Source organism: Advenella kashmirensis W13003, from assembly GCF_000506985.1.
In the GTDB taxonomy this organism is placed as follows: domain Bacteria; phylum Pseudomonadota; class Gammaproteobacteria; order Burkholderiales; family Burkholderiaceae_B; genus Advenella; species Advenella kashmirensis_A.
Genome location: NZ_KI650979.1, coordinates 1,082,989 through 1,109,258 on the forward strand (window position 1 = coordinate 1,082,989; position 26,270 = coordinate 1,109,258).

Consider the following 26,270-nt stretch of genomic DNA (forward strand, 5'->3'; position numbering starts at 1 on the left):
ATGACGGACGACATTTTTTCGCTGCATCGGGGCTCCCTTCCGCTGCTCGTTTCCATTCCCCATATGGGAACGCAGCTGGACCCGCAGATTGCAGAAAATTTCACGCAGGTCGCCACCTTTGTGGACGATACCGACTGGCATCTGGACCGCTTGTACGCCTTTGCAAAAGAGGCAGGCGCCTCGTTTCTGACGCCTGCATATTCTCGATACATCATCGATCTGAACCGACCGCCCGATGACGAAAATCTGTATCCGGGCCAGGATACCACCGGCCTGTGCCCGATTGACACGTTCGATAAAGAACCGCTTTATCTGGCGGGTCGCGAACCATCCGAACACGAAAAAGCGCGGCGGCGTGACCTGTTCTGGCAACCCTATCACACTGCGCTGCAGACAGAGCTGCAGCGGCTCAGGGAAGAACACGGGTACGCCGTGCTTTGGGAAGCGCACTCCATCCGCTCTGAAATCAGCCGGTTCTTTCCCGGCAGGCTGACCGACTTCAATTTCGGCACGGCCAATAACAAAAGTGCTCACCCTGAACTGTGCGCAGTGCTGGCAGCTCAAATCGAACAGGACGGCCAGTATACTGCTGCGGCCAATGGGCGCTTCAAGGGTGGCTATATCACACGTCAATACGGCAATCCCGCAGACCGCATCCACGCTGTACAACTGGAACTGACACAAATCGCCTATATGGAAGAGTCGCGGCCCTTTGCCTACGACGAGAACAAGGCCGCCCGAGTGCAGCCGTTGCTGCAACAGGCACTGGAGACGACATTGCACTACGCACAAAAATAACGGTCACCTGCCGGGCAGCAAACGTTATCGTCCAGTCCGCCAGACAATTTGTCATTTGTGATACGCAATAAATGTAAACAGGCGTCCCGCAGGACGCCCGTTTTTTTTACCGCCAAGCAAAGAGTTGCTTATTCGCCGTCTTCCGCTACCTGTGCCAGCAGTTTCTTGCCCTTGCGGCTGAATTTGCGCATCAACAGCGGCAACAGCACGACCGCTGCCGAAGCGAGCCATAAGCCAATTGAAATATTGCTTTCAACCAGGATACTCGCATCACCATTGGTGATAGACAAGGCACGGCGCAGGTTCTGCTCCATCATATCGCCCAGCACTACACCCAGCACCAGCGGTGCCATGGGGATTTCCATTTTCCGCAGCCAGTAGCCGATGACACCGATAATCACAACCATCATCAGATCGAAACTGCCCGCGTTGATCGCATAGACACCGATAAAACTGATGCAAAGCACACCAGGTACCAGGAGCCAGCCCGGAACCGCCAATACTTTGGAGAAGACACGGACCATGGGTACGTTCATGATAAACAACATGACGTTGGCGATGAACAGAGAAGCAATCAGCCCCCACACCAGTTCAGGTTTGGAGTCAAACAACACCGGACCGGGTGTAATGTTATACAGCGTCAACGCACCCATCATGACCGCAGTCGTGCCCGAGCCGGGTACGCCCAGCGTCAGCATGGGCACGAACGAACCGATAGCCGAACCGGTGGCGGCCGCTTCAGGTGCGACCAGACCACGCATATCCCCCTTGCCGAATTTCGCATTGGGATCCTTGTTCTCGATAATGCGCTTTTCCTGCGAGTAGGCAACGGCCGCAGCCACACTGGCACCCGCGCCAGGCAGCACGCCGACAAAGAACCCGACAAAGGCACTGCGCACCACGCTCCACCAGGTGAAGGCCAGTTCTTTCAAATTAAACAACTTACGACCGCTGGAATCGACTTCGACATGTTGCCCGCCCATCACTTTTTCAAGCATTTCAAGCAGCTCGGCCACAGCGAACAGGGCAATAACCACGACCACAAATTCAATGCCGTCGGCCAGATGCACCGAGTCGAACGTGTAGCGATAAACGCCTGAATTGGCATCGACGCCGACCACGGAAATGGCCAGCCCGATCATGGCTGCCAGCACACCCTTGACCGGTTTTTTACCCAGCAGGCTGGTCAGACAGCAGAACGAGAACACCATCAGTACAAAATACTCTGGCGGACCGAAGGCCAGCGCCCAGCTTGCCAGCAACGGGGCCAGCAGCATAATGCCAATCACCGAGACCGTCGCGCCAAAGAATGCAGACCAGGCCGAGAGGGACAAGGCGACATTGGCCAGGCCCTGGCGTGCCAGCGGGTAGCCGTCAAGCGTGGTCATGATGGCACTGGCTTCGCCGGGCACATTCAACAGAATGGACGTAATACGACCGCCATATTCGGCACCCACATACACCGCCGCCAGCAGAATCAATGCTGACTCCGGCGGAAAATTCATGGCGAACGCCAGCGGAATCAGCATGGCTACACCGTTGATCGGACCCAGGCCGGGCAACACGCCTACCAGCGTACCCAGGAATGCACCCACGGCAGCAATCAGCAGATTGCTCCATGTCATGGCCACCCCGAAACCGATAGATAAGTGATCGAACAAGCCGCTCATAGCAGGCCCTCCAGAATACCTGTCGGCAGCACGACGTCAAGCGCACGGTCAAACAGGAAGAAAAACAGAATACCCATGACCAGACCACCGGTCAGGCATTTGATCCAGGCGCCGCCAAACAGGCGCCCAACCAGCACCGTCATCAGCGTAGTCGCGATAATGAAACCCAGCCATTGAAACAGGAAAGCATAGCCAAGCGCGACCAGCACCATCAGGAAAATCCGGCCGTTAGCGCCGGGCGGGTTGGCTTCGGCAGTGAATTCGTTTTTGTAGATAAGCCACAGGCCACACAGGCCAATGACAAGTGCAATCAGCAATGGAAAAGCGCGAGGCCCGACGGGTTCGTAAGACACCGGTGCGTGCAGATTCCAGCCGAAAACGGTCAGAAATACGGCAGCAGCCAGGGCAACAATTCCCAAGATGCGATCATTCATGATAGAAATTCCAGACAGAGAGAGAGTCACAGCGCGCCAGCGCGGCCCGTTATCCGCGATAAATCACACAGACAACGGGCAGGGAGCACTGTTATTTTTTCATCAGGCCGAAAGAGTCAGCCAGCTTGCGGTACGCTTCAACGCGTTCCTTGATATAGGTATCCAGCTCGGCGCCGGTTTTGTCAAAGGGGAACAGGCCCTGCTGTTCACGCAGTTTGGCGAACTCGGGATCGGCCGTCATTTTCTTGAATGCATCGATCCAGAAGTTGTAATCCTCATCGGATACCTTGGGTCCGACATAGTAGCCACGGATAATCGGCCATTCAATGTCAAAGCCCTGTTCTTTGGCGGTGGGCACGTCCTTGAACTTGCCTTCCAGGCGTTTGTCGTTGAACACGGCCAGCACTTTGATGGGTGCGCCCCCTTCAAGCATGGTGAAGGCCTCGGCCGCATCACCCATATACGCCTGAATATGACCACCACGCAAGGCCGTCACGGCTTCGCCACCCCCTTCAAATGCGACAAAACGCATTTTCTTGTAGTCGACACCAGCCGCACGCGCCGTCAGCGCCGCTTTCATCCAGTCCTGGCTGCCCACTGTGCCGCCGGCACCCAGTACCACTTTGGTCGGGTCGTCCTTGAAGGCCTGCATCAGCGATTTCAGATCCTGATAAGGAGAATCCTTGCGTACAACAGCCACGCCATAATCGGTACCAACCGCGGCCAGCCAGCGTACGTCGTTTTCGTTGTACTTGCCGAACTTGCCCTGGGCCAGATTCAGCAGCGAACCGCCGGAGAAGGCCACAATATTGCCGCCCTCAGAGGGTTTTTGAGCAACCACGTTGTTGTATGCCACCGCGCCAATACCGCCCGGCATGTAGACAATCCGCATGGCGGACTTCAGGGCACCGCTGTGCTTGAGGCCTTCCTGCGCAAGGCGGCAGGTCAGGTCAAAGCCGCCACCGGGCTGGGCCGGGGCGATACATTCAGGGCGGCGGGGTTCATCGGCAAAGGCAGTCTGTGCGATCACAAGCTGCGCAGCAATCACGGATGCGCCGAAAACTCGGGACAGAAAAGAAGAACGCATGTTTAGTCTCATCTTTATAATTGAATGATAGAAAAGTCCGGCCCCGGAACAGCACGAGCCGGAATCCGTGCAAACGGCCTGAACCACGAAACAGCCCGTACATTACAGATTCAACCTTTCGGTTAGCTTTCAAATTCAGCGTTCAACCCGCTTGCGTGCCCAAATTAAGGGTAAACACTAGGCACACGCGCAAACCCCTGAGCTTTTCTGCCGGCCCCAGGACCATCTGCGCCTGATGCATTTGCACAATCGTATTGACGATCGCCAGGCCAAGCCCGGCTCCCGGCAAATGCTTGCCGGCCTTGCCGCGACGAAAGCGGATGCCTGCCTTTTGTTGGTCTTCCTGCGACATGCCGGGCCCACTGTCTTCAATCACCACTTCGACCGTGGTGTCGTTCACACGCCGCAGCTCAATGGCAACGGCCCCTTCGCGCGGGCAATAGCGAATCGCATTGTCCAGCACATTGCGCAACGCTTCCTGCAGCAACCAGGCCACACCCCGCACGTACAGGACGGTATCGGGCCGGATCACCTCCAGATCAATACGCCGCTCGCGGATCAGCGGCCATAAATCGCGCACCAGATCATCTACCAATGCCCCCATGTCCACATCGGCACTATCCCGCCAGACCTGATTATCCAGCGAATCGCGTACGCGGGCCAGCGCCAGCATCTGGCTGGTCATGCGGATCGCCCGGTCTACACCGTCGTTCATGGACTGCAACACCTCGCGCACTTCCTGGGGGTCTGATTCGCGCAAGGCGTAATCGATCTGCGTTTTGAGCACAGCCAGCGGTGTTTTCAGCTGATGCGAGGCATCATCCAGAAACTGACGCTGGCGCTCGGCCTGATCTGTGTAACGCTGCATGTGCGAATTGATGGCGTTGACCAGCGGCTTGACTTCCTTGGGCATGCCTTCGGTGCTGACGGGTCTCAAATCATTGATGGTGCGCGAGCGCATCTCATGGCGCAGACGCTCCAGCGGTCGCACGGCAAATATAATCCCCACGATCACGATGATCATAACCACCATGATCAACAACAAGTCGCGCCCGACCGAACGCCACAACATGCGTTCGATAAAAGACTCACGGTCACCAATACCCTCGGCCACCTGAATGATGATGCGCACACTCTTGTCACCATACAGGGGGGGATCGGCTTCGCGGGCCATGACCACAGAACGCACGGGCGCGCCAAGGTAATTGGTGTCGAAGAAATAGGCCTTGCCGGAAGTCAGCGCCATGTCAGGCATAGGCAGGTCAGCATTGCCGATGACGGACAGTCCGTCTTCGGCGGCGATCTTGAAAAACACATCGGCATTGGCGGTGAGCTGATAGAACTCAAGCAATGTATAAGGCTGCTCCAGCGACAGTCCGCCACTTTGCGTCGAAATATTGTGATTAAGCGAATTGAGCGCCCCCACCAGCGAACGGTCATAGGCCACCGTGATCTGCCTGCGCAAGTCCTTGTTCGAGATGCCCAGCGCGGTCAGCATGGTGAGCAAAAGCGCGGGCACCAGCAGCCAGAGCAGAATGGATTTGAGACTGCGGGAGAACAGCTTCATTCGTGCGCCACCGCGGCCTCAAGACTGTACCCCACGCCACGCACCGTCACGATTTGTGCGCCGCTGTCCGTCAGTTTTTTGCGCAGGCGATGCACAATGACCTCGATAGCCTCCAGATTGACTTCCTTGTCGTCGGCGACCACCCTGTCCAGAATAGACTGTTTGCTCACCGGCTCACCGCTGCGCTGCATCAGTACCCGCAGCACCGCAGTTTCCCGTGGCGACAGTGCCAGGGGTTGATCGGCAATAAAGAACTGTTGCAAGGCGGTATCGAGCGCCAACTGGCCCAGCAGCAGACGCGGCCGGCTTTTGCCACGACTGCGGCGGATCAGCGCCGTCAGGCGCGCCTCCAGCTCGCCCACCTCAAACGGTTTGGCCAGGAAATCATCGGCGCCCTGATGCAACAGGTCGATCCGCTGGTTCAGCGAGTCACGCGCGGTCAGCACCAGTACCGGCGTGCGATCATCCCTCGCGCGCATTCGCGCCAGTACGCCCGCCCCATCCAGGCCCGGCAGGCCCAGATCCAGAATGACCGCGTCGTATTCTTCCAGTTCCAGCCTGCGCACTGCCAGCAGACCGTCATCGGCCCATTCGACGATAAATCCGGCATAGCGCGCCAGGCTCTTGGCAAGCCATTTGGCCAGGGAAGGTTCGTCTTCGACAAGTAAGATTCTCATTATTTGCAATACCCGGGCTGCTCGGGCGGCTCCGGAAACGGGCGGACATCGGGGATGGGCCGATTATGAACCGTCGGACCACGAACTGCAACCGCGGCAGTCAGATGATAAATATTTCATTACTCCATGCTGCGCATGCAAAAATGCGCCAGTCCGTTTATCATCATCATAGGCATAACAATTCCTAGAAAAACCGCTTTTGTCCGGCGGGTCGCCCGCGACCGGCCGGCGCAATCTTTATATTTATATATTCACAGACACAGAAAGGATAAGCAATGAGCCAGTATGAAGCACTCAGTCTCTATATTGATGGTGAGTTTCTTTCAGGAGACGGTCGAACCACGCAGGATGTCGTCAACCCCGCCACGGGCGAGGTGCTGGCGCAACTGCCGCATGCCAGCGAAGCAGACCTGGACCGCGCACTGCAGGCCGCCGAACGCGCCTTCCAGACCTGGAAGCACAGCTCGCCCATGGACCGCTCGGCGATTCTGCGTAAAGCGGCCGAGCTGGCACGCGAGCGCGCTCAGGAGATTGGCCTGAACCTGACACGCGACCAGGGTAAGCCTCTGGCTGAAGCCGTCGGTGAGATCGTCAGTTGTGCGGATCATTGCGACTGGCATGCCGAAGAATGCCGCCGCATTTATGGTCGTATCGTGCCACCACGCAACCCCGCAGTACGCCAGCTTGTCGTGCGCGAACCCATTGGCGTATGCGCTGCCTTCACGCCATGGAACTTCCCTTTCAACCAGGCCATTCGCAAAATCTCCGCCGCCATCGGCGCAGGCTGCACCATTATCCTGAAAGGGCCGGAAGATGCGCCCAGCGCCGTCATGGCCATCGCCCGCATTTTCCAGGATGCCGGTCTGCCCAAGGGGATTCTGAATATTGTCTGGGGTGATCCACCGAAAGTATCCGATTACCTGATCCGCTCGCCAATCGTGCGTAAAGTATCATTCACGGGTTCCGTTCCGGTGGGCAAACAACTGGCCGCGCTGGCCGGCGCTCACATGAAACGCATCACAATGGAACTGGGGGGACACTCTCCGGTGCTGGTATTCGATGATGCGGATATTCCAAAAGCAGCCAAAATGCTGGCCAAGTTCAAGATCCGCAATGCCGGTCAGGTATGTATTTCCCCGACCCGCTTCTACGTGCAGGAAAAGGCCTATGACCAGTTCCTGTCGGTCTTTGTCGACACGCTCAAAGGCATCAAGGTCGGCGACGGCACGGCCAAGGACACTGAAATGGGCCCGCTGGCGCATGAGCGCCGCGTAGGTGCGATTGCCTCTTTTGTGGAAGACGCCCGTAAAGGCGGTGCCACCATTGAGCTGGGCGGCGATCCGCTGGGCGGCGAGGGCTATTTCTTCCCTCCCACTGTGGTCACCAATATCAGCGACGAGTCCCGCCTGATGACTGAAGAGCCGTTTGGTCCGATTGCACCGGTCGTGCGTTTCTCCGATACAGACGAAGTCATCAAACGCGCCAACAGCCTGCCCTTCGGACTGTCGTCTTACGTGTTCACCACCTCGCTGCAGACCGCGCACAAGGCGTCCAATGAAATAGAGGCCGGCATGGTCAACATCAATCACTTTGGCGTGGCTTTGCCTGAAACACCGTTTGGTGGCGTCAAGGACAGTGGTATCGGCAGTGAAGGCGGCACCGAAACCTTTGACGGTTATCTGGTCACCAAATTCATTACCCAGATCTGATGCGCGATGACGTAACGTTATCCGTTTCGTCATAAAACGCCAGTGCACAAACCGGTATCGCCGCAAGGGATGCCGGTTTTTTTTGTGCGTATTCAGACGGTGTCGGGATCGCATTAAGGACAGAATGTCCCCGCTGACGAGTTGGTTATTTGCGAGCCAGCGGTGCTAGAATGCAAGAATCGGAATTGACGCACTGCGGGCGAGCCTGCTGCTTTGTTTTTCAGGACGCGTTACACGCCCGTTTGGTATTGTTATGACAACTGTGTTCACAACCAAGGGAGCAGATCATGAACGCCATCGCGGCACTACTCACGCTACTATCGGGACTTGCGCTTGCCATCGGCGGTGGCTGGCTGCTGTCCCTGGGCGGCAGCATTTATTACGTGGCGGCCGGGATAGTCCTGCTGATTACGGCATTTCTGCTGTTCCGGCGCCGTCCCTCAGCCTTGGTGCTCTATGCAGCCTTCCTGATCGGCACCGCCGTCTGGGCATTTTTCGAATCCGGCTATGACTGGTGGCCGCTGGCAACCCGTCTGGGCTTTTTCCTCATACTCGGCCTGATTCTGCTGCTGCCGGGCGTTGCACGGCCACTACGCAGCCGCCTTGAGTCGGACCGGCGCATGGCCGCCAACGAGGCGACCAACGCAAAAGCCGTGCTTGCTGTCATCACAGTATTGATCGCCGTTGGCGCCCTGGGCAGCATTGCCAATCCGACCCACGATGTAGCCGGAGAACTGCCCGATGCGATCGTGAGCGCCGAACCGGATATGGGTAATAATGCAAGCACCGGTGACAACGACTGGCACGCTTACGGCCGCACCGCTTATGGTCAGCGCTATTCGCCGCTGAACCAGATCACGCCGGACAATGTAGGCAAGCTCAAGCTGGCCTGGACCTATCAAACCGGTGATATCAAGGGCGAAGGCGACACCAACGAATTTACCTATCAGGCCACGCCCATCAAAATCGGCAATACACTCTATTTGTGCACACCACATAACTGGGTGATTGCCCTTGATGCCGACAGCGGCGAGAAAAAATGGGAATACAAGGCCGATGTCGTCGCCGATGGTCAGCGTCAGCACCAGACCTGCCGCGGTGTGTCATACTGGCCCGGTGATGCCGGTGCGCCGGCTGCAGCAAGCGCCCCTGCTGCTGAGAATACCGCCGGCGCAAGCGACAATGCTTCTGCTGCTGCACCTGCCGCCGATACCACGGCCGCTACAGCAACAGCCAGCACGCCCGACTCCACCGCTGCCTGCAACAGTCGCCTGTACCTGCCCACCGCCACGGCCAAGCTGATTGCGCTGGATCCGCAGACAGGCAAAGTATGTACCGATTTTGCCGAGAATGGTGAACTGGATCTGACCCATAACATGCCGTTCAAGCAGCACGGCTATTATTATTCGACCTCGCCTCCCGTGGTGGCCGACGGAAAAATCATCGTAGCGGGTGCGGTCAATGACAATTATGATATTCATTCACCCTCGGGCGTGATTCGCGCCTATGACGTTCGCAGTGGCAAGTTGTTGTGGAACTGGGATTCGGGCAACCCGGACGACACCGCCCCGTTCGACCCCAACAACCCCGACCAGAAATACACGGAGAGCTCGCCCAATAGCTGGTCTGTCGGTAGCGCGGACGAAAAGCTGGGCCTGGTCTATTTCCCCATGGGCAACCGCACGCCGGACCAACTGGGTCGGTATCGTAATGAAGCAGAGGAAAAATACTCAACGTCAGTGGTTGCACTGAATCTGAAGAACGGTCAGGTGCAATGGGTGCACCAGTTCATTCATCACGATTTGTGGGATATGGACTCGCCGGCGCAGCCAAGCCTGATGGATATCAGTACGCAGCAGGGCGTCGTGCCCTCGCTGGTGGTGCCCACCAAACAGGGCGACATCTTTGTGCTGGACCGTCGCACCGGAGAGGCTGTCCTGCCGGTGCGTGAGGTCAAGGCACCACAAGGCGCCATCGAAGGCGAGCGCACCTCCCCCACCCAGCCGGAATCGGCTCTTAATTTCAAGCCGGAACCGCTGACCGAAGCCAAAATGTGGGGCGGCACGCCGTTTGATCAGCTCTGGTGCCGGATCGCATTCAAATCGCTGCGCTACGAAGGCCAGTACACTCCGCCTTCATTGCAGGGCTCGATTGTGTATCCCGGCAATTTCGGCGCATTCAATTGGGGCGGCATCGCGGTTGATCCGAAGCGCCAGGTCATGTTCGGCATGCCCCTGCAGCTGGCCTTTGTATCGCAGATGGTACCCAGGGAAGAGCTGGGCAAAGATGTCAAAATGAACGTCGGCGAACAGGGTGTTAACAGCAATGAGGGCGCACCGTACGCCGTGAACATGCATCCGTTCCTCTCGCCTTTGGGCGTGCCGTGCCAGCAGCCGCCATGGGGGTTTGTCACCGGTGTGGATCTGCGCACCGGCAAGATCGCATGGAAGCATAAAAACGGTACCGTACGCGACCTTACGCCACTGCCACTGCCCATTAAAATGGGCGTTCCAGGCATTGGCGGGCCCATGATTACCGGTTCGGGTGTCGTGTTTATGGGGGCAGCGGTCGACAACTACTTGCGCGCCTACAACCTGACAACCGGCGAAGTGCTATGGAATGCCCGTCTGCCTGCAGGGGGCCAGGCGACCCCCATGACCTATCTGAACAGCAAGAATGAACAGATGGTCGTGCTGGTAGCCGGTGGTCATGGTTCTATCGGCACCAAACTGGGCGATTATGTGATGGCTTATAAATTGGCGCAATAAGGCGCTGCACACAATGAAAACTGCCCGGGCATGACAACCCGGGCAGTTTTTTCTGTCCCTGACAGTTTCTGGCCCAGGTTATTTACCTGGAATATCGACATTACCCAGAGCAGCGTTGCTCAGCCAGGCCACCTCGTTGCAGTGTGTACAACCCGAAGGATGCGCACTTGGTCACTCACCAAGTCATACACTAATAGATAGTTGGCGTGCACGACTAACTCAAACGTATCGGGAACCCGACCCGGCCGCCCAATATGGGGATATCGGGATAGAAGCGCGGCCCCTTTTTCAAACTGTTCGTCCAACGATAATGCGGCGCGTGGACTGTCATTTTCAACATAGCTGTAGATACGATCGCGGTCATCCAATGCATCTATCGTCCAAAACAACTCCATTTTTATTTCTCTGGCATTCCGAGTCGCCGGCGTGTTGCCGCACGTTTTGCCGCAAATTTGGACTCAACGTCGGCGGCCGGTATCAAACGGCCCTCATTTGCCGATTCAATGCCTGCGAGCACCTGGCGTCGGTACCAGTTGTCGTACTCTGCTTCTTCATTCTGTTGTGTCACGTATTCACGCATGAAGTCACGCAGAATCTGAGCACCAGTGCGATCACGCGAACGGGCAGCAGAGGTAAACTCCTGCTTCAAACTCTCTTCAACACGAAATGTAAATGTACTCTCGCTCATGAGAAGGCCTCAATGTGTTACATGAAAAGTGCATTGTAACACTTACTCAGGGGTCATGTAATTCGGATAAATACGAAGGCCTCCACGGCGAATTAACACCAATATTTCAATCGTTTCTTATCAGGGCGAACCCAACCGTCACCCATATTCCATGATTCTCAATTTCTCAAATATTTCATTTGCAATATTTCATAAATAAAAATATCCGCACTGCGTTTTAATCCAATTGTCATCCACGCGACAGACAATGTACTGAAAATGCGCCTACAGCTTCAATCTTCACTGAAGTTGCCCTTTTCTGACGCGAAGCGATGGCGAATTTATTCACCTATGGTTAGCACTAATAGCAAATTTACGTCTACGTAAGCATACTGTCCGCTACAAACGGCAGCGGGTGAATGACCCGCTTTCTTGCGGGTTTCACAAGACAAGAACATGACAGATCTAATATTAGAGACAAAGAAGCTGACCAAGGAATTTCTCGGTTTCGTGGCGGTCAACGAGGTTGATCTGCGGGTGCGAAGAGGTTCCATCCACGCACTTATTGGCCCCAATGGCGCCGGCAAGACAACCTGTTTCAATCTGCTCACCAAATTCATTACGCCCACCGCGGGTCAGATTTTTTTCAACGGCCAGAATATTACATCTGAAAAGCCGGCGCAGATCGCCCGCAAAGGGATCATCCGTTCCTTTCAGATTTCTGCTGTCTTTCCCGACATGACGGTACTCGAAAATGTACGCATCGGACTGCAGCGTGAGCAAGGCACCTCTTTTCATTTCTGGCGAAGCGATGCCTCTCTGGAAAAACTGAATGATCGGGCACGTGAGTTGCTGGCTGAAGTGGATCTGCTGGAGTTCGAGGACCATGTGACCTCCAGCCTGCCCTACGGCCGCAAGCGCGCCCTGGAAATAGCTACGACACTGGCCATGGAGCCGGAGCTGATGCTGCTGGACGAGCCTACCCAGGGCATGGGCCACGAAGATGTGGATCGCGTCACGCAACTGATCAAAAAAGTGAGCGCTGGTCGCACGATTCTGATGGTGGAACATAATATGAATGTGATTTCGTCCATTGCCGACCATATAACCGTACTGGCGCGTGGAAACGTACTGGCCGAGGGAGACTATCGCACGGTATCGACCAATCCCGCGGTCATGGAAGCCTACATGGGTACATCCGAAGGTGTTCTGCAGGGAGCGCATGCATGAGCGCCTACGCACTTGAAATAAATGACCTGCACGCCTGGTATGGCGAATCGCATATTCTGCATGGCGTAAATATGACCGTCCCCAAAGGCAGCGTCGTGACGCTGCTGGGTCGCAACGGCGCGGGCCGGACCACAACCATGCGCGCCATGCTGGGCCTCACGGGCGATCGCAAAGGTTCAGTGAAAATCAATGGCACGCAAGTCATCAGTATGCCCACCCACAAAATCGCCCACCTGGGTGTAGGGTACTGTCCGGAAGAGCGTGGCATTTTTTCCAGCCTGAGCTGCGAAGAGAATCTGCTATTGCCCCCTCCCCTGAAAAACAGGAATGCCGCTGCCAACGTGATGTCGCTGGACGAAATCTATGCGATGTTTCCGAATCTGAAGGAACGGCGCAATTCCCCCGGCACCCGCCTGTCGGGCGGCGAACAGCAAATGCTGGCTGTCGCGCGCATTTTGCGCACCGGTGCCGATATCCTGCTGCTGGACGAAATATCCGAAGGCCTGGCCCCCGTCATTGTCCAGGCGCTGGCCCGCATGATCACCACGCTCAAGCAAAAAGGCCTGACGGTGATCATGGTTGAACAGAATTTTCACTTCGCCGCCCCCCTGGCCGATCATTTCTATGTCATGGAACACGGTGAAATTGTAGAAGCCTTTCCTGCCGACCAACTGGCCGCCAAACAGGAGACGTTGAACGAGCTGCTGGGCGTTTAACGAACCATTCAACAACAATTAATCCTTCATTTACTGGAGAGTAACGATGAGACTCACAAAAACGCTTTGTGCGCTTGCTCTGGCTTCGCTGGGCACCCATGCCATGGCCGCAGGCATTTCCGATGACGTGATCCGTATCGGTTTCATCACCGATATGTCCGGCGTGTATTCCGACATTGACGGCAAAGGCGGTATCGAAGCCATCAAAATGGCCATCGAAGATGCTGGCGGTGCGGTTGACGGTAAAAAAATCGAGGTATTGAGCGCCGATCACCAGAATAAAGCTGACGTGGCATCTGCGCGCGTGCGCCAGTGGATCGATCAGGACAAGGTTGATGTCATCATTGGCGGCACCAACTCGGCAACTGCGCTTGCCTCTGCCGGGGTTGCTGCAGCCAAGAAAGTGCCCTATATCGCAATCGGCCCGGGCAGTACGGCGCTGACCAACGCCAATTGCACAGCCTACACCATTCATTATGCGTACAACACCAAGGCACTGGCCAATGTAACCGGCGGAGCAGTCGTCAAGCAGGGTGGCAAGAAATGGTTCTTCCTGACCGCCGATTATGCCTTCGGTCACTCGCTGGAGGCCGATACCACAACTGTGGTCAAAGCGAACCAGGGCGAGGTGGTAGGATCTGTCAAGGTGCCGCTGGGTACCACCGACTTTTCTTCCTATATGCTGCAGGCCCAATCGTCCGGCGCGCAGATCATGGGGCTTGCCAATGCGGGCGGCGACTTCATCAATTCCATGAAGGCCGGCAGCGAATTTGGTGTCTTCCCCGCAATCAAACCCGCCGGACTGCTGGTATTTATCAACGACGTGCACTCGCTTGGCCTGCAGACCACGCAAGGTCTTTATCTGACCGCCTCGTGGTACTGGGACCAGGATGACGAATCGCGCGCCTGGGCCAAGAAATTCGAAGACCGGGTCAAGCGCAAACCGTCCTTCCTGCAGGCCGGAGATTACGCCGCCGTTGAGTCCTATCTGAAAGCGGTTGCCGAGACCAAAACCGATAATGGCGATGAAATCGTCAAATGGTTCAAGTCCAACAAAATCAACAATATGTTCATGAAAAACGGCGTGACCCGCAAGGACGGCCTGGTTGTGCATGATATGTATCTGATGCAGGTGAAAAAGCCGGAAGAGTCCAAAGGACCTTGGGATTACTACAAAGTCGTGGAAAAAGTCCCCGGCGAAACAGCCTACGGACCGGAAAGCGAATCGACCTGCAAGCTATAACCCTTTGTTGTCCTGGCAGACGCGCCCAATGGACGTCTGCCAGATTCATGAATGTTATTTAATCTGACGCAGTCATTGAAATATGATTACCATTTTTGGCATACCCCTCGCCGCTTTCCTGGGCCAGATTCTTCTGGGGCTGGTCAACGGCTCGTTCTATGCGGTGCTCTCACTCGGACTGGCCGTAATTTTCGGCCTGCTCAATGTGATCAACTTTGCGCATGGCGCGCTGTACATGCTGGGCGCATTCATTGCATGGATGGGCCTGCAGTTTCTGGGACTGAACTATTGGGTCATGCTGATCATAGCACCGCTGGTGGTCGGTTTGCTGGGCATTATTATCGAACGGCTGTTGCTGCGTCATCTGTATAAGCTGGACCATCTGTACGGCCTGTTGCTGACCTTTGGCCTGACCCTGCTGATTGAGGGCATCTTCCGCAGCATGTACGGCGTCTCAGGCCAGCCCTATCCAACCCCCGAAGCGCTGCGCGGCGCTGTAAACCTGGGCTTTATGGTCTTGCCGATTTATCGCGGCTGGGTCGTGGTCGCCTCGATCATTGCCTGCCTGCTCACCTGGTTCGTCATTGAGCGGACCCGCCTGGGGGCGCTGCTGCGGGCCGGCACAGAGAACCCCAAGCTGGTGGAAGCTTTCGGTATCAACGTGCCGCTGATGGTCACGCTGACCTATGGCTTTGGTGTGGCTCTGGCCGGCTTTGCGGGTGTTCTGGCCGCGCCCGTGCTGCAAGTGTCCCCGCTGATGGGATCAAATCTGATTATTGTTGTCTTTGCCGTGGTAGTGATCGGTGGCATGGGCTCGATTATGGGTTCCATTCTTACCGGGCTTGGGCTGGGTGTCATTGAAGGCCTCACCAAAGTGTTCTGGCCGGAAGCGTCCAGCACCGTTGTTTTCATTATTATGGCAATTGTCTTGTTATTGCGTCCTGCCGGACTCTTCGGGAAAGTGAAATGAACCGCCAACTGCTTGCCTTGCTGGTGTTTGCCCTGGCGCTGGCCTTTCTGCCTGCCCTGGGCGTCTATCCGATTTTCGTGATGAAAATCCTGTGTTATGCGCTGTTTGCCTGCGCCTTCAATTTGCTGCTGGGCTATGTAGGGCTGCTGTCCTTCGGTCATGCCGCTTTTTTTGGCGGTGCCGCCTACGCTGCCGGCCACGCCATTAAAATCTGGGGGCTGACACCCGAACTGGGTATTTTGTTCGGGGTCCTGGTCGCCGCGATTCTGGGGCTAATCGTCGGCTGGCTGGCGATTCGGCGCAGTGGAATTTATTTCACCATGATTACCCTTGCCATGGCGCAAATGGTGTTCTTCTACTTTCTGCAGGCGCCGTTTACCGGTGGCGAAGATGGTCTGCAGGGCGTGCCACGCGGCAAGCTGTTCGGTCTGATCGACTTGAGAAACGATATCAACCTGTACTATTTGGTGATCGTGATTTTTGTGATCGGCTATTTCATCTGCTGGCGCACCGTCAAGTCGCCGTTCGGGCAGGTAGTCCGCGCCATCAAGGAAAATGAGCCACGCGCCATTTCGCTGGGCTACGATGTTGAAAAATTCAAATTGCTGGCTTTCGTACTGTCAGCCGGTCTGGCGGGCCTGGCCGGCGCGACCAAAACGCTGGTCTTCGTGTCGGCTACGCTGTCCGATGCCATGTGGCAGATGTCCGGTACCGTAGTGCTGATGACGCTCATCGGCGGGGTGGGCACCTTTACCGGACCGGTCATTGGTGCGCTGATCGTCGTATTCATTGAAAATAAAATCGGCGACATTGGCCGGATGCTGGCCAGTTCAACCGGTATTCAATGGTTCCAGACGCTGGGAGAGTCGGTCACCATTGTCATGGGACTGATTTTCATTGTATGCGTGATGGCGTTCCGCCGCGGCATCGTTGGAGAGCTGCTGGCCCTGATGCCCGCCACACGCAAAAAAAACTGATCCGCCCAGTACCCCCTGCCGTCGTTCAATAAAGACCGTCAGCCCGCCCGAAAACGCTTCGGCGGGCTGTTTTCATTTTTCGGGCCGCCAAGCGCACTTTGCGTTCTGTGGTATATCGGATATCAGACATTGACAGGATCCTGAATTTCACACAGTTTGCAACAGCGATTCATATATATGCAAAACATGCAGCATTCCGCGTTCAGCAACAGGCCTGGCCCGAAAATCAGACATGTCAGTCGTAATATCACGCATCTCGGAACTCAGAGTGACAGCGTAATCGGGACGCACCAATGCATCACATTACAGCCCCATTACATCGCATCAGGTCTACGCAATTACCCTAGGTTCAAATATTAGGGCTTGCCTCCGGTGCATATTCCTTAATACTATCTTGTTTTAATTAAAGCCAAGTTGCGCGAGACCCGCCACGGTGTTTGAATTAATACGCCAGGATTTCATCTGTAATGATGCCATCTCCGAAAATTCTATAACGAAGGAATGTCAATGAAAAAGCGTACCCTTTTTTCAGTTGTTACATCTGCCCTTTGTCTGAGTGCCGTAACTATGGGCTCTGCACAGGCAGCGGACTATCCAAGCAAACCCATCCGCGTGATCGTGCCTTTTGCGCCCGGCGGCTCCACTGATATCGTTGCCCGTGTTGTCACGAGCAAAATGAGCGATATTCTGGGCAAGCCCATGGTCATTGAAAACAAAGGCGGCGCCGGCGGCGCGCTGGGCGCAACTGAAGCGGCCCGCGCCAAACCCGATGGCTACACGCTGTCTATTGCGACCGTGTCCACCATGGCGGTCAATCCCGCATGCAAACCCACTGGCCTTGGCTACGACGCGCTGAAAGATTTCGCACCGGTGGTCAACTTCGCCAATGTACCTAATGTTCTTGAAGTAAACCCGAAATTCCCATCCAAAGACTTCAAGGCTTTTCTTGAAGAAGTCAAGGCCAACCCCGGCAAGTTCTCCTATGGTTCATCAGGCACTTGCGGCGTGCTGCACCTGGCCGGAGAAGCCTTCAAACAAACCACCAAAACCGATATTGTGCACGTGCCTTACCGTGGCTCGGGCCCAGCCGTAACCGACGCTGTCGGCGGACAGATACAAATCCTGTTCGACAATCTGCCTTCATCATTACCCCAGATCCAAGGTGGCAACCTGCGGCCCCTGGCAATCGCCTGGAAAGAGCGCCTGCCTGCGCTTAAAGATGTACCCACTTTCGCTGAACTGGGTTATGAAAACCTGAATCAGCCCGTCTGGTATGGCCTGCTGGCCCCTGCCGGCACCCCCAAGGAAGTGATCGACAAACTCAACAGTGTGGCTGTAGAAGCACTGAAAGATCCCAAAGTTGTTGAGGCTCTGGAAAAACAGGGAGCCTTTGTTTCCGCCAATACACCGGAAGAATTCGGCAAGGAAATCCAGCAACAATTCGATTGGGCCAAGGACGTCGTCAAAAAGGGCAATATCAAGCTCGACTGACGCCAATAGCGCGCCACTTGTGTCACCGGGATTGGGCATCCCGGGCAGCAGCGTGGCCGCCGTGTTCCTTGCGCAAGTTAAATTTAAAACGAAGGTTAGTTTATGCACATCAAAAATCAGCAGGATTTCTGGTCGGGTGTCATGTTTATTGTGATCGGCGTGGGTTTTGCCCTGCTTGCCGAATCCTATGACATGGGTACGCCCGCCCGCATGGGTCCGGGTTATTTTCCATTCTGGCTGGGCGTCTGTCTGGCTCTTCTGGGCGCCATCGTCCTGATGACCTCCTTGCGAGGCGAAACCAAAGAAGACACAGAAATCGGTCATTTCGACTGGGATATTCTGTTTCTGATCATCGGTTCAATTGCCGTGTTCGCTCTCATGCTCGACCATCTGGGACTGTATATTTCCGTTCCGTTGCTGATCATCTTCAGCAGTCTGGCAAGTCATGAGTTCAGTATCAAGATCGCCATTTTCAATGCCATTTTCCTGACGCTGTTTACGTGGCTGGCGTTCATCAAGGGCCTGGGTCTTATCTTCCCCTTGCTGCCAGTGCCTTTCGGCGAATGGTCTCTGCTCGCGCAGATATTTGTCCCGCTGTCACTCATTATTGCGGTAGTGACCCTGGCACGTCGACTCAAAGGAAAATAACATCATGGAAATATTAGATCACCTGGCGTTAGGTTTTTCAGTCGCATTCACGCCGGAAAACCTGCTCTACGCACTGCTCGGATGTATTCTGGGCACCCTGATTGGCGTGCTGCCCGGCATTGGCCCGGTCCCTACGATCGCGATGCTGCTGCCACTCACTTATGTTCTGCCACCCGTCGCCGGCCTGATTATGCTTGCCGGTATTTACTACGGTTCACAGTATGGGGGGTCCACCACGGCCATCCTGGTCGCGTTGCCGGGGGAAACCTCGGCGGTGGTCACGGTGCTGGACGGCCACCAGATGGCCAAGAATGGGCGAGCGGGGGCGGCACTGTCCATCGCCGCGCTGGGCTCGTTCTTTGCCGGCTGCTTTGCGACCGTTCTGCTGGCTGCCTTTGCACCGCCCCTGGCCGAAGTGGCCTTCAAGTTCGGTCCGGCCGAGTACTTCTCGCTCATGGTGCTGGGTCTGATCGGTGCCGTGGTGCTGGCCTCCGGTTCGTTGCCTAAAGCCATCTGCATGATTCTTTTGGGTCTGCTGCTGGGTATGGTGGGTACCGATGTGAACTCGGGTGTCGCCCGTTATGACTTCGGCATTCCTGAACTGCAGGATGGCATCGACTTCGCCGTTGTTGCCATGGGCGTGTTCGGCCTGGCCGAGATTATGAATAATCTGGCGCAAAAAGAAAATCGCGTCGATATTACCGACAAGATCGGCAGCCTGTATCCAAACAAACAGGAGTTCAAAGAAGCGGCACCGGCCTCCTTGCGTGGCACGATGCTGGGTTCTGCACTGGGTATTCTGCCAGGCGGCGGTGCCGTACTCTCGTCTTTTGCGTCCTACACGCTGGAGAAGAAGCTTTCCAAGAACCCTGAACGCTTCGGTAAAGGCCACCCTGCCGGTCTGGCCGGTCCTGAATCAGCCAATAATGCGGCTGCACAGACGTCCTTCATCCCGCTGCTCACACTGGGTATTCCCGGTAACGCGGTGACGGCGCTGATGGTGGGTGCGATGACGATTCACAACATTCAGCCTGGCCCGCAGGTGATGACCAGCAACCCCGATCTGTTCTGGGGCCTGATCGTTTCCATGTGGATCGGCAACATGATGCTGGTGATTCTGAATCTGCCACTGGTCGGTCTTTGGGTCAAACTGCTCAAAGTACCTTACCGTGTGCTGTTTCCCGCGATTGTGCTGTTCTGCTCAGTCGGTGTGTACTCGTTGAACTACAACGTGTTCGACATCTACATCATGGCCATCTTCGGTATCATCGGCTATTTCTGGAGCAAGCTCAAATGCGAAGGCGCACCGCTGCTGTTGGGACTGGTGCTGGGCCCGATGATGGAAGAGAACTTCCGTCGTGCTCTGCTGCTGTCACGAGGTGATTTCACCACGTTCGTCACGCGTCCGCTGTCCATGTCTCTGCTGGTTGCAGCGGCAATACTGGTGGTGATTGTTGCGATCCCATCGATTCGCAAGAAACGTGAGGAAACCTTCGTAGAAGAAGATTAACCCTGCGTTCTGACAGAACAATCCCCGCCCGGATCTGTTGTTAAAAACAAGAGGATCCGATCAGGCGGGGATTTTTTTGTCTGTCGTTTTTGTGAAAAGTTTTTATGAAAGCCGGGTTCCGTTTACCGCGAACCCTTCACCTTGCAAACGAAACGCAGCGCATGGCGTCTGGCGCCATGCGCCGATATCAGAGCGACCAGCCGCCGTCGATGATTTGCGTGGTGCCGGTGGTGTAGATGGATTCGTCAGAAGCCAGATAAAGGGCGAGATAAGCGATCTCTTCGGGACGCCCTACCCGGCCGATGGGCTGACGGGCAACAAAGTTGGCGCGCATTTCGTCTTCTGACGTGCCGTATTTCTTTGCCTGGCCGGCGATGCGGGCTTTTAGTGAAGGCGACTCTACGGTACCCGGGCAAATGGCGTTGCAGCGAATGCCCTGTCCGACATAATCGGCCGCCACCGATTTGGTTAGCCCGATAACGGCCGCCTTGGTCGTACCGTACACAAAACGGTTGGGCACGCCTTTGACGCTGGACGCGGCCGATGCCATATTGATGATCGAGCCCTGTTTCTTCTCAAGCATGTCGGGCAGGAAAGTGCGGATCATGTGATACATGGAGGTCACGTTCAGATTGAACGAGAAATCCCAATCGCCCTGTTCGCATCCCAGGATATTGCCATCATGCACATACCCCGCACAATTGAACAGCACGTCGACTGCGCCGATCTCTTTGTGCAGTGCTGCAATCTGATCGGGCTGGGTTACATCCAGCTTGCGGGTTTCGCACCCCTTCAATTCGCCCAGCAGGGTGTCGTTGATATCGGTGGCATAAACGGTGGCGCCTTCGCGCACGAACAGCTCTGCTGTTGCCCGGCCAATGCCCTGGCCTGCTGCGGTAATCAGTACGGTTTTTCCTGCCAGACGCTGTCCCATGAGGATCCTCCTTGCGTTTTTATTGGTGAAAATAATTTTGATATATAAACAGATTGATCTTACCGGAATCGTCAGAGCGCTTCAATGACACGGACTAACCCGCAACTCAGGATTTACCCTATATACGGTTGTTCCTGGTGAAAGTTCCGTATACTCGGTCATCACTTTTATCTGTAAAACTGGAATTTTATGGCTGAAAAATCAACGGCTACTGCGGCCTCCCGCTATTCCGCGCCGGCCCTGGAAAAAGGAATGGCGATTCTGGAAGTGCTCAGCGAGAGCGCCGAGGGTTGCACCATGAACGAACTGAGCGCGCGACTGGGGCGGTCGGTCAGTGAAATATTCCGCATGGTGATCGTCCTGGAAAAACTCGGTTATATTGCCGCCGATGCGAGCGATCGCTATTGCCTGACCTTACGGCTTTTTCATCTGGCGCATCGACACTATCCGGTGCGCCAACTCAGCGAATGCGCCCTGCCGTTGATGCAGGAGCTGGCCATTCAGTGCCAGCAATCCTGTCACTTAAGCATTTACCGGCAGGGGCGTCTGGTGATTATCGCGCAGGTGGACAGTCCGGCCCGCTGGTCGCTCAGTCTGAAACTGGGCACGCAAATGGGCCTGGGCGACACTTCATCCGGCCAGGTATTGCTCGCGTTCTGCGACGAGGCTGAACGCGTGCGGATGCTGCAGACGCATGTCCCGACAGACGGCGAAGTGATCGTGCCGGAAACACAGTTGCGCCGCCAGTTGGCCAAAGTCAGAAAAGACGGCTATTCAGTCATGAAAAGCCGGCAGATACAAGGCGTCACCAATATTGCGGCACCGGTGCGCGACCAATATGGCCAGGTGGTGGCTGCAGTGAATGTACCGCATATTGCCCGGATCGATGCCCTGCAAACCCCAGCGATTGAAGACATCCGCCCCATGCTGCTGCAGGTCGCGGGGCGTATCTCGCATCGACTCGGCCAGCAATAGCAGAATCGCAACTGATGCCGCACCAGGGAGATACGTGCGCCAACCTGCGGTTATCGCAAGCCGCCTCTTGTATACGGGTATACCGGGGTATTGGAATGGAAAAGTCCGCCTTTCGAATTTACCGATAGGCATTCGGCGTCTTTGCCAACATACTATATGGCTGAACGTTACGCGTGCCTGCCTGTGCGCCAATGCCCCCTCATGGAGACATATTAATGAAAATGACGCCCTTTCGCCTGACCGCCGTGCTGGCTTTGCTCGTTTCTCCGGCCATCAGCGCCGCTGCCGACTACCCCGAGCACCCCATTTCAATGATCGTGCCCTTTGCCGCTGGCGGCCCCACCGACGTTGTGGCTCGCTCGCTTGCCAATGAAATGGGCAAAGTCCTCAAGCAGACCGTTGTCGTGGAGAACAAAACCGGTGCAGGCGGCACCCTCGCAGCCGGTTATGTCGCCTCTTCCAAGCCCGATGGCTACACTATTTTCCTGCACCACACCGGCATGGCGACCGCCCCCGCCCTGTACAGCAAACTGCGTTATGACCCGCTCAAAAGCTTTGAGTATATTGGTGAAGTAGTCGATGTCCCGATGACACTGATGGCGCGCTCGGACCTGCCGCCAAACACCTTCAAGGAATTTGTGGACTACGCCAAGGCCAACGGCGACAAGATCAACCTGGCCAACGCCGGCCCTGGCGCGGTATCACAGTTGTGTGGTTCCTTGCTGCAGCAGGCCATGGGCGTCAAATTCACCACTGTCCCGTTCCAGGGTACCGGCCCGGCCATGACCGCGCTCATGGGCAAACAGGTAGATGTGTTGTGCGATCAGACCACGCAGACGCTGCCCCATATCGCAGCCGGTGATCTGAAATTTTATGGCGTAACCACGCCTGAGCGACTCAAACAGCTGCCTGACGCGCCCACGCTGGACGAACAGGGCCTCAAGGGTTTTGATGTGAAAGTCTGGCATGGTCTGTATGCCGCCAAGGGCACCTCGCCCGAAGCCATCGGCAAGCTCAATGAAGCATTGAAAGTCGCGCTCAAGGCGCCTGCTTTCGTGGATCGGATGGAAAAACTCGGGGCACAGATCGTGAGTGAAGATCGCCAGACACCCGAGTCGCTACAGAAATGGCTGCAGGCTGAAGTAGCCAAATGGGGTCCGGTTCTGAAAGCGGAAAATATCAGCGTTAATTGATCGCCTGCCTGTTTTAAGGCAGCGCGCCCGCCCACAATCTGCGCCTGTGATGCATCAAGCTCACAGGCGTTTTCTATTCACTGAACGCCACTTCAAATGTCATCACGCTGGTGAGCGACTGCCCCGGTTCCAGTTGCTGGCCGCCGACCTGCATCGGCCCATGGGTGGCGTTCAGATTGAAGGCGTCGGAGGTATTGCTGACCGGTTCAGCGCAAAACCAGTCTTTACCGGGCGGACTGTAGACCACCAGAAAATCGAGCGGCTGGGTGGCGGTCATGCGCAGCGTGCGCCGTTCGTCGGGCCAGTGAATATCCACAATATGATCCCACTCGGTAAACGGATGGTCAAATACGTGGCGGTCGATCGCAATGCCCTGTTTGAGCGCGTCGGTGTCCGGATGCATGGCCAGGTTCAGCGGCATGACCTCTTCGTCACTGATCCAGGCCTGTCCCACGCCGGCAGTCAGCGTGGTATCACTATGACGAACGAAATAGGGATGATGCCCGATTCCGACCGGCATGACCCGATGCCCGGTATTGGTGACCGTCAGATGCACCTTCAGCCTGAGCGGTTCCAGCACAAAGCGCTGTTCTGCGACAAACGCGTAAGGCCATGCGTCCGGCGCATGGGTATAGCGTATGACCAGTTCGTTTTCCGACTGGGAATCGACGGTCCATGGCTGGTTGCGCGCAATGCCGTGAATACTATGCGGCGAATCCGGTTTCGAAGAGGGGTAGGTGACCCGCTGTCCTTCGAATTCGAAGGTGCCGTTGCGCAACCGGCCGAACCAGGGAACCAGGGGGAAGCTGGACATATCCGAGACCCGGCCCTCTTCGATAGCCTGCGCTGAAGCGTCGCGCAGCCACGGGCAGATTACATCTTCGATACGATGACGGTAACCGGCAATGGCGCCGCCAATGTGAGGGGCGACAATCAGTTCGGCCTCGCCGGCACGCAGGGTAATCAGTTTTGATTCACTCATTTGACATCCTTTCTTTCCATTTACCACTCAGGCGTCGTTGCGCTGCATCGCGCGTGGCGCAGCGTCCCAATAACGCTTCAGCCAGCCCAGGCCCTCGCGCGTGCCCTGCGCCGGTCTATACTCGCAGCCTATCCAGCCATCGTAACCCAGCGCTTCGAGCTGGGCAAACAGATACGGATAATGAAGCTCGCCGGTGTCGGGCTCGTGGCGGTCCGGCGCGCCGGCAATCTGCATATGCCCCACCAGCCCCGCTCCCACCGACGACTGGATATGACGACTGACATCGCCTTCGGTCCGCTGGCAATGGTAAAGATCCATCTGTATTCGCACATTGTCCATATTGACCTGCGCCAGCACCTCGCGTGCCTGCGCCTGGCCCGACAGAAAGTACCCCGGCATGTCCACCGGATTAATGGGTTCGATCATCAGGTCCAGGCCGGCCCCCTGCAGTAATGTGGCGGCCCGGGCGATGGTTTCCAGGTATTGCACGTGAGCGGCCGCCCGCGATGCCGGGTCGCGCACGATGCCCGCCATCACATGAATGCGCGGCACACCCAGGATCAAGGCATAATCGATAGCCTTTTTTACACCATCCAGACACTCGGTCTGGCGACCCGGCAGACTGGCCAGGCCTTTTTCTCCTGCAGCGGCAACGCCCGGCGGCGCATTAATCAGTACCTGCTGCAAATCATGGTCCTGGAGACGACGACGAATCTCGCCGGCCTCTTCCTCATACGGAAACAGGCATTCCACGCCCCTGAAACCATCCCGCGCCGCCTCTCCATAGCGATCCAGAAACGGTACTTCGTTGTAGAGCAAAGACAGATTGGCTGCAAACTTCAGCATGCCTGATACCCCATTTGCGCCAACAGACTGTCCGGTACGACAACCCCCTGCTCCTGCGCGGTATAGGCCAGATCATGGCGACGCGCGCCCGGCAGGCGTACACCCTCATCGTCCAGCATGGCGGCAATCAGGTCTTCAATACGGTTGAAATAAGTCTGTTGCCCGGCCAGCGCCTGCGGATCGATCAGAATGAACATCTGACCCAGGCGCGGTTCATTGCCGGTATCCTCATAGAGCTGGTCGGCTTCGTAACCGAAATTGGACCCCGTCAGCGCCACGCAGAGCAATTCGACCATCAGAGCCAGCATGGCCCCTTTGACGCCGCCTGCGGCCTGCATACTGCCCTTGAGAGCGGCCTGGGCATCGTTCGTGGGCCGGCCTTCGCTGTCCAGCGCCCAGCCGTCCGGAATGGGCTTGTTGTCGCGTGCAGCCAGAATCACCTTGCCCCGCGCCACTTGGGACAGCGACAAATCAATCATGACCGGATCGGCCTGTTCGCGCGGAAAAGCGGCGGCAATGGGGTTGGTGCCGAACAAGGGGCGTTTACCACCCCAGGCCGTGATGGCCGAAGGCGAATTGCTGAATGCCAGACCAACCAGACCCGCCTGCGCTACGGGCTCCAGATGATAGGCAGCCATGCCGAAGTGATGGCTATTGGCCACGCCGGCCATGCAAATGCCCGTCTGTCTGGCTTTTTCAATGGCGGACTTGATGGCCAGCTCGCAGGCTGAAAATGCCAGCCCGGTTCCGGCATCGACCAGAAGCGCCGATGCTTTTTCCTGCACAATCTGTGGTTCGGCGGCACCATCGGCGCGCCCGGAAGACAAATGCAGCGCATAGCTTGGCACGCGGGAAACGCCATGTGTGGCTATGCCGCGCGCATCCGCGAATACCAGCGCATTGGCCGTGGCTTGCGCCATGGCGGGATTGGCGCCCGCGCCTGCCAGCGTGTCACGTGCCAGTGCACTAAGTGAAGAAAGTGAAATTGTTGCCATGCTGCCTCGTCCCTGTTGTTGTATTGAAATCTGCCGGACGCCGGCGAGCGATCACACGACATCCTGTTTTCAGTCTAATGATAATTCAGGAAAGCGCGGCCCGCTCAGGATCGCGATGACGATGGGCAATTTGTTACGCATTGCAGCGTGTCGTGCAGGAATGCAGGGTGCGGGCAGTCGCCG

General features: G+C 56.3%; 23 protein-coding genes and 1 pseudogene. 13 read left to right on the forward strand and 11 right to left on the reverse strand.

Annotated features, from left to right (window positions below; all coding sequences use genetic code 11):
* Positions 1-798: an N-formylglutamate deformylase gene (gene hutG, locus W822_RS29095; protein WP_031242207.1), complete on the forward strand. Its 798-nt coding sequence runs from the start codon at positions 1-3 to the stop codon at positions 796-798.
* Positions 799-926: 128 nt separating this feature from the next.
* On the opposite strand, the gene W822_RS29100 is transcribed toward hutG, so the two are convergent.
* From W822_RS29100 to W822_RS29120, 5 genes are all read right to left on the reverse strand, one after another.
* Positions 927-2,468 carry a tripartite tricarboxylate transporter permease gene (locus W822_RS29100; RefSeq protein WP_024004087.1) on the reverse strand — a complete coding sequence of 514 codons (1,542 nt, stop codon included), beginning with the start codon at positions 2,466-2,468 and terminating at the stop codon, positions 927-929.
* Positions 2,465-2,902 carry a tripartite tricarboxylate transporter TctB family protein gene (locus tag W822_RS29105; RefSeq protein ID WP_024004088.1) on the reverse strand — a complete coding sequence of 146 codons (438 nt, stop codon included), beginning with the start codon at positions 2,900-2,902 and terminating at the stop codon, positions 2,465-2,467. The genes W822_RS29100 and W822_RS29105 overlap by 4 nt, the downstream gene beginning before the upstream one ends.
* A gap of 91 nt (positions 2,903-2,993) precedes the next feature.
* Positions 2,994-3,989, reverse strand: coding sequence for a Bug family tripartite tricarboxylate transporter substrate binding protein (locus W822_RS29110; protein ID WP_024004089.1), 996 nt, complete (start codon positions 3,987-3,989; stop codon positions 2,994-2,996).
* A gap of 142 nt (positions 3,990-4,131) precedes the next feature.
* Positions 4,132-5,556, reverse strand: coding sequence for a sensor histidine kinase (locus W822_RS29115; RefSeq protein ID WP_031242209.1), 1,425 nt, complete (start codon positions 5,554-5,556; stop codon positions 4,132-4,134).
* Positions 5,553-6,233: a response regulator gene (locus tag W822_RS29120; protein ID WP_024004091.1), complete on the reverse strand. Its 681-nt coding sequence runs from the start codon at positions 6,231-6,233 to the stop codon at positions 5,553-5,555. Before W822_RS29120 ends, W822_RS29115 begins: the two co-directional genes overlap by 4 nt.
* Before the next feature lie 275 nt (positions 6,234-6,508).
* On the opposite strand from W822_RS29120, the gene W822_RS29125 reads away from it, so the two are divergent.
* Positions 6,509-7,942, forward strand: coding sequence for an NAD-dependent succinate-semialdehyde dehydrogenase (locus W822_RS29125; protein ID WP_024004092.1), 1,434 nt, complete (start codon positions 6,509-6,511; stop codon positions 7,940-7,942).
* A gap of 287 nt (positions 7,943-8,229) precedes the next feature.
* Positions 8,230-10,710, forward strand: coding sequence for a glucose/quinate/shikimate family membrane-bound PQQ-dependent dehydrogenase (locus W822_RS29130; RefSeq protein WP_024004093.1), 2,481 nt, complete (start codon positions 8,230-8,232; stop codon positions 10,708-10,710).
* Positions 10,711-10,829: 119 nt separating this feature from the next.
* Here the strand turns inward: W822_RS29130 and W822_RS29135 are convergent, their stop codons facing one another.
* The gene (locus W822_RS29135) at positions 10,830-11,105 is read right to left on the reverse strand and encodes a type II toxin-antitoxin system RelE/ParE family toxin (protein ID WP_024004094.1); all 276 of its coding nucleotides are present in this window, start codon (positions 11,103-11,105) and stop codon (positions 10,830-10,832) included.
* Between the two features lie 2 nt (positions 11,106-11,107).
* Entirely contained in the window at positions 11,108-11,398 is a 291-nt protein-coding gene (locus tag W822_RS29140) for a CopG family ribbon-helix-helix protein (protein ID WP_024004095.1), read from the reverse strand.
* A 435-nt stretch (positions 11,399-11,833) separates the two neighbouring features.
* On the opposite strand from W822_RS29140, the gene W822_RS29145 reads away from it, so the two are divergent.
* The 8 genes and pseudogenes from W822_RS29145 to W822_RS29180 all read left to right on the forward strand — a co-directional run bounded on the left by W822_RS29145 (position 11,834) and on the right by W822_RS29180 (position 20,162).
* A complete protein-coding gene (locus W822_RS29145; protein WP_024004096.1) occupies positions 11,834-12,607 on the forward strand; it encodes an ABC transporter ATP-binding protein in 774 nt (257 codons plus the stop codon).
* Positions 12,604-13,323: an ABC transporter ATP-binding protein gene (locus W822_RS29150; RefSeq protein WP_024004097.1), complete on the forward strand. Its 720-nt coding sequence runs from the start codon at positions 12,604-12,606 to the stop codon at positions 13,321-13,323. Before W822_RS29145 ends, W822_RS29150 begins: the two co-directional genes overlap by 4 nt.
* 46 nt (positions 13,324-13,369) lie before the next feature.
* The gene (locus W822_RS29155; protein WP_024004098.1) at positions 13,370-14,566 is read left to right on the forward strand and encodes an ABC transporter substrate-binding protein; all 1,197 of its coding nucleotides are present in this window, start codon (positions 13,370-13,372) and stop codon (positions 14,564-14,566) included.
* A gap of 82 nt (positions 14,567-14,648) precedes the next feature.
* Positions 14,649-15,536, forward strand: a complete 888-nt coding sequence (locus W822_RS29160) for a branched-chain amino acid ABC transporter permease (protein WP_024004099.1) — start codon at positions 14,649-14,651, stop codon at positions 15,534-15,536.
* A complete protein-coding gene (locus W822_RS29165) occupies positions 15,533-16,513 on the forward strand; it encodes a branched-chain amino acid ABC transporter permease (RefSeq protein WP_024004100.1) in 981 nt (326 codons plus the stop codon). The genes W822_RS29160 and W822_RS29165 overlap by 4 nt, the downstream gene beginning before the upstream one ends.
* 501 nt (positions 16,514-17,014) lie before the next feature.
* Positions 17,015-18,004 (forward strand): tripartite tricarboxylate transporter substrate binding protein BugE, encoded by a 990-nt coding sequence (locus W822_RS29170; protein WP_155848084.1) that lies wholly within the window; start codon positions 17,015-17,017, stop codon positions 18,002-18,004.
* Between the two features lie 102 nt (positions 18,005-18,106).
* Positions 18,107-18,553 (forward strand): annotated as a pseudogene (locus W822_RS29175) (tripartite tricarboxylate transporter TctB family protein); the annotation flags it as partial.
* A 103-nt stretch (positions 18,554-18,656) separates the two neighbouring features.
* Entirely contained in the window at positions 18,657-20,162 is a 1,506-nt protein-coding gene (locus W822_RS29180) for a tripartite tricarboxylate transporter permease (protein ID WP_024004104.1), read from the forward strand.
* Between the two features lie 187 nt (positions 20,163-20,349).
* On the opposite strand, the gene W822_RS29185 is transcribed toward W822_RS29180, so the two are convergent.
* Entirely contained in the window at positions 20,350-21,096 is a 747-nt protein-coding gene (locus W822_RS29185) for an SDR family oxidoreductase (protein ID WP_024004105.1), read from the reverse strand.
* Between the two features lie 189 nt (positions 21,097-21,285).
* Between W822_RS29185 and W822_RS29190 the strand changes: the two genes are divergently transcribed.
* Positions 21,286-22,071 carry an IclR family transcriptional regulator gene (locus W822_RS29190; RefSeq protein WP_024004106.1) on the forward strand — a complete coding sequence of 262 codons (786 nt, stop codon included), beginning with the start codon at positions 21,286-21,288 and terminating at the stop codon, positions 22,069-22,071.
* A 215-nt stretch (positions 22,072-22,286) separates the two neighbouring features.
* Positions 22,287-23,264: a tripartite tricarboxylate transporter substrate-binding protein gene (locus W822_RS29195; protein ID WP_031242211.1), complete on the forward strand. Its 978-nt coding sequence runs from the start codon at positions 22,287-22,289 to the stop codon at positions 23,262-23,264.
* Positions 23,265-23,337: 73 nt separating this feature from the next.
* On the opposite strand, the gene W822_RS29200 is transcribed toward W822_RS29195, so the two are convergent.
* From W822_RS29200 to W822_RS29210, 3 genes are read right to left on the reverse strand one after another with little or no spacing between them, the layout of a single operon-like run.
* Entirely contained in the window at positions 23,338-24,246 is a 909-nt protein-coding gene (locus W822_RS29200) for an aldose 1-epimerase (RefSeq protein WP_024004108.1), read from the reverse strand.
* Positions 24,247-24,273: 27 nt separating this feature from the next.
* A complete protein-coding gene (otnI, locus tag W822_RS29205) occupies positions 24,274-25,092 on the reverse strand; it encodes a 2-oxo-tetronate isomerase (protein ID WP_024004109.1) in 819 nt (272 codons plus the stop codon).
* A complete protein-coding gene (locus W822_RS29210) occupies positions 25,086-26,087 on the reverse strand; it encodes an Ldh family oxidoreductase (protein WP_024004110.1) in 1,002 nt (333 codons plus the stop codon). Before W822_RS29210 ends, otnI begins: the two co-directional genes overlap by 7 nt.
* Positions 26,088-26,270: the final 183 nt, after the last annotated feature.